Below are 4,597 nucleotides of genomic sequence, written 5' to 3' on the forward strand. Positions count from 1 at the left end.
GCACGAAAGCTCTGGCCCTGCTCGGTCGCTATAGTAATGATACGCTCTGCTTCCTTGTCGGACATTCCGTCAGGGCGGCAATCGCCAGCCGACAAAGGTGAGGCAACAATAAGAAGCAAAACCAAAGGCACCAACGACTTCAGAACTTGGTTTGCTAAAAGGCTCATAACGACGCTTTTCCAACCTCCATGGTGTTAATTCGTACATTTGGTTCGATGCAGGTTCCTTGATGCATGTCAAAGTTGATACATGAGACGAGGTTTTTCTTCAGGTTGTACAGTAAGGATATCCTTACCTTTGTAGTCCGATAGATAAGAGTAGTTTTCGACTGGCTCGGACAGTGTTGGGCACGAAGCGCAACCTCGCCACGGACCAGTATGACACCGCTTGGTATTTCTCAAATTCCCATTTCGAGACCGCTGTCAGGGTACCCAAACAGCTAAGTTTACACAGCGGGCTGCTCTTTGCCCAACCCTCAAAAGTTGAACTAAAAAATATCACCCACCATGATACCGTGCCTGCTATCCCTCTCTAACCAGTCACGCCATCATACTGATAGATAGTTCTGTACCACTCATCACCTTCCGCGCAGCGCTTGGGAAATCCCTCCTTGGCGCTTCACCGGAAGGAGATGAACTATGGGTACTCTGCAAGAAAACACAGAAGAAGATATCGGCGCCGTGCCGCGCTGTAAGACATGTGGCTCTGAGCGCGTAGCTAAAGACGCCTGGGCATGCTGGAATCCTGAGAGCGGGCTCTGGGAGCTTGAGAACGTCTTTGACGCCGCCCACTGCCACCAGTGCGAAGACAGCACGAAGCTCGTGTGGTCGCGCCAGGAGGTGCCACCGCATCAGCGCATCCGCGAACTCAATGACCGGTTTCGCCGAGATGGCGTGGGCAACGGGTCTGTCATGCTCACCATCGGCATTCAGGAACGCGGCAGTGTGTTTGCCGTCGCAGCGGTTCAGGCCGTCCGATCTTTTGAGGCCTTCTCAGAAGACAACGACCCGTGGGGCGAGCACGATTTTGGCGCGGTTCAGGTGCAGGGCGAGAAGGTCTTCTGGAAGATAGATTACTACACCCCAGATCTCTCCGCTGGCAGTGAAAACCCCGCCAACGAAGGCATCACACACCGCGTGCTGACCATCATGCTCCCGACGGAGTACTGAGCATGGCGCGCGACGGTTATGAAACGCTGACATTGATCTGGCAGGAACGCCGCATTGATGTGTCCTATGAAGCCAATTGGCTGAACTCCGGCCAGTGGCATCTTGAACTCAGATGCTCTGAGACATTGCCGGTCACGCAAACGGGCTATCGCTCGGCCTTTATACCATCAGACTGTATCTCCGATGCAGATGCCATTGAGCCTTACGTGCTCGCCTGGCTGGATGAGGCTGCAGAAGACCCGGCCTGGCTGAAACACGTTGAAGACAGCCGCCAGTTCAAACTGTTCTGAGAAACTATCACCACCCAAGATACGCTGCCTGCTAGTCAGGCGGCGTTTTTCTTTGGCGAATGCGCAGATGTGTAAGAAGTGAGAAGGATCATACGTCTTCGCGCTAGCAGCTCCGGCAGTCGCAGCCGTCTCACCGGGGCTCAATCACATCAGTCACCGATGTCGCTGAGCCGCCGACCCTCCGCCTGGCAGAGACGCACACGCTTGCACCTGAGAATGTATGGTACCGGACCCGTACGGGGTCCGGCGCAGGCCTCTCCGGGCAACGTCGCATGCACACCGCGAAGACCATCTCCCATCCACCATATCACCACTGCCGATAGCGTGCCTGCTAGGACACGCGGCTTTGGCACCCTAGACTGATGCTCTATCAGTTTAATCAATAATTTCATGAGCACCCAATTTGCCCAAGACTTGCGACTGGCACGACGTAAGGCGGGCTTAACCCAAGGCGATCTGGCGCACCTGCTGGACAGCCACCAATCCTTCGTGTCCGATCTGGAGAATGGCAAGCAGCGCCCGTCCCTGGAGCAGATCATCGAGCTGTCTTTGATCTACGGCCGGTCGTTTGAGAGCTTCTTTGCGACGGTAATGACGGAACGCCGAACGCATCTCAAAAAGCGCTGCAAGACCTTGCCGGATCCCGGCAAGCAGACGGCACACACCTTTAATCGCGACGGCTCGCTGGCCAAGCTGCAGCGGCGGCTTAAGACTTCACCTGACCATGGCGTCGCTTAAGGTTCTGGCCATCGCCGTGGCCTCTGGTCGGGCCGGTTATGTGTATTTGCAGGAAACCAAGCTGCTGGACTGGGGGATGACCGTCAAAGCCACGAAAGACCCGGCTGAGCTTGTGGCTTTCGTACAATCTCTCATCAATGATCTGAAACCCGATGTGGTCGTGACGGAGAAATGCGATGCGCTGTGCCGGAAAGGCAAAAAGGCACGACGGTTGATCGCTGCCATCGCGGATCTGGCGAGCCACAATTACGTGCTGGATATCTCGCTGGCCCGACCCCGCCACTTCCCATCGAAATACGAAGAGGCCGTGCATTTCGTCAAACGGCATCCGGAAATCACCGGCTATCTGCCAAAAAAGAAACGCCGCATCTTTGATTTCGAGCCCCGCACAATGATGATCTTCGAAGCCCTGGCACTGGCCGAACAGGCCCTGATCAGCCCACCTGAGGCGCTGGCGGCGGCCATGGGCTAGCGCAGCACCAATTGTTCTTCTTGTTCTTTCACAAACCACTCCGACACGGGGTGGTTTTTTGTGTTCGCCAGCCAGCATCATCACACGCAGAGCGACATTCTATTTGACAACCCACACCCGGAGATTGCAGCCTTTGCTTGGGAAGAATGAGGGGGAAGAGTTATGCGATCCTATGAAGCCGCACGCGGCTATTTCAGTTTTTTAACCTTTGTGTCCTGGTGTGTCATCGTCTTGGGTGGCATTGCAGTCCTTGGAGGATTGGCAGCGGTCGGACAAATGGGCCGGGGGTTCGGGTCGGGTCCAAATACATTTGCCATCATCGGTGCCGTAATACCGGGAGCGGGTTTGGCATTCGCAGGCTTCATGGGTCTGGTCTTTGCCCAGATCGGACGCGCTGGCGTAGACTCAGCCGAGTACGGGCAGCAGATGCTGCAGATCGCGCGTGATCAGCTTGACGTTTCACGGCGCGGCCTGAACAAGCACACTGACACCCCGCAGAGCTTTGCCGTACTAAAGACTCCGAAAGCGGATCAGACTGCAGAAACAGCACAACATGGTTACCCGCAATCCAAGCCTACAACCGGGACCCCTTCAGAAACCGAGGCAAAACCTTCGCTAGTCGCGCATAACGGTCATGAAATTGAGTTTAGGGATGATCAGTATATCGTGGACGGACGCAAGTTTGAGTTTCTCACACGAGCCAAGCACTATGTGGATACCGAACTGGCATCAAATCGCCTCGGAGCTCCGGAAGAAACCATCGAACACGCAGGGAGGATTATTGAGCTGCGGGATGGAAAATATCATTACTCCAGCATGACATTTGCCAGTCGCGAAGCTGCTGAGAGATATATCGACCAGTTGGGCGTCAATCCAAATGTTAAACTCAGCTGAAGGCCCGGGTTTGCAGCTAATTTCGACCCCCATGCAGACCCCCAACCCCCGTGGGGGTTCGGTGTGGGGGTGCATAGCAGAGCATAATGGACCATACTGTCTCAGATACAGTGCTCTTGGACCCGTGACTTCACCTGCTCTCGCAGGTTCATCCCCACCCTCACCACCCTTCTCTGCCGAGAGGCCCTGAGGGATGCGGGTATCGATTGAACACGAGACGGTTCGCAAGGGATGGCTCTTCAAGACCACCTATCATGAGGTGGTCTTGAAGGTGGCCTTTACCCATGAAGAAAAACAAATTGTTCGCCAACGCAATCTGCTCAAAACCAAATTGCTGGATCGTCGTCCGGCCACCGCAAAGGTCGATGCCCGCGACGACAAGTTTGAATTGCGGGTTGAGCATTTGATGAATGAGGCCCCGGACCGTTTCCTCTGCGCCACACCCAGCCAATCCAAAATCTACGAAGAGCGCTTGCTTGACGCTCTGGCGCAGATGAAACTGTGGCTGGACGATAATGCCGATACGGCCGAGCGCACTGTGATTGAGTTCTGATGGCCCGCAGTTTTGCCGAAGACTACGCCAGTGCGCTGCTGGGGGCGGTCATCCTGGCCCTTGCACTCTTACTGGCGCTGGCCGTCTCCTGGATCGCGCTGATCGTCGTGCCTGCTTATGTCGGGTATCGGCTCTGGAAGGAAAACCCGAGACGGCTGGAACGGTTGGCCCGGGAAGAAACCCAAATCCTCTATGATCACGCCCTGGCCGGGTCGGTGCAGCTGTCTGAGACAAACATCAACGCCGCCCTCGCCCATCACTGGCCGCCAGACATGCCCGCCGCCCTCCGGGTTCAACTTCTGGACATCGGCAAAGCGCTGTTCGAACAGGAGGGCCTGTCTCCAGATATCCCACCCCTGCCCGCGCTCTGCAATACGGTCGAAGGGGCGCGCTACCGGGACATGCTGGCCAAGGCCGGACAGGCCCGCAGCGACAAGGCAATGGTCGGGCAAGCTTTGGATACTATCAGTCTGGCGCTGGC

Annotated in this window: 6 protein-coding genes and 1 pseudogene; all 7 read left to right on the forward strand. The window is 55.9% G+C overall.

Annotation, left to right across the window (positions count from 1 at the left end):
- The first annotated feature begins 638 nt into the window (after window positions 1–638).
- Window positions 639–1,169 (forward strand): DUF3768 domain-containing protein, encoded by a 531-nt coding sequence (locus V6N02_RS22260; RefSeq protein ID WP_371229910.1) that lies wholly within the window; start codon window positions 639–641, stop codon window positions 1,167–1,169.
- Window positions 1,170–1,171: 2 nt separating this feature from the next.
- Window positions 1,172–1,459, forward strand: coding sequence for a hypothetical protein (locus V6N02_RS22265; RefSeq protein ID WP_371229913.1), 288 nt, complete (start codon window positions 1,172–1,174; stop codon window positions 1,457–1,459).
- 390 nt (window positions 1,460–1,849) lie between these two features.
- Window positions 1,850–2,197: a helix-turn-helix transcriptional regulator gene (locus V6N02_RS22270; RefSeq protein WP_371229916.1), complete on the forward strand. Its 348-nt coding sequence runs from the start codon at window positions 1,850–1,852 to the stop codon at window positions 2,195–2,197.
- Entirely contained in the window at window positions 2,184–2,669 is a 486-nt protein-coding gene (locus V6N02_RS22275; protein WP_371229918.1) for a hypothetical protein, read from the forward strand. Before V6N02_RS22270 ends, V6N02_RS22275 begins: the two co-directional genes overlap by 14 nt.
- Before the next feature lie 162 nt (window positions 2,670–2,831).
- On the forward strand, window positions 2,832–3,563 hold the full coding sequence (locus tag V6N02_RS22280; RefSeq protein ID WP_371229921.1) for a hypothetical protein: 732 nt from the start codon (window positions 2,832–2,834) through the stop codon (window positions 3,561–3,563).
- A 193-nt stretch (window positions 3,564–3,756) separates the two neighbouring features.
- Window positions 3,757–4,116, forward strand: a complete 360-nt coding sequence (locus tag V6N02_RS22285; RefSeq protein WP_371229924.1) for a hypothetical protein — start codon at window positions 3,757–3,759, stop codon at window positions 4,114–4,116.
- A pseudogene (locus V6N02_RS22290) lies at window positions 4,116–4,597 on the forward strand (ATP-binding protein); the annotation flags it as partial. The gene V6N02_RS22285 and the pseudogene V6N02_RS22290, both read left to right, overlap by 1 nt.

The organism is Roseovarius conchicola (genome assembly GCF_041403425.1).
Lineage (GTDB): Bacteria > Pseudomonadota > Alphaproteobacteria > Rhodobacterales > Rhodobacteraceae > Roseovarius > Roseovarius conchicola.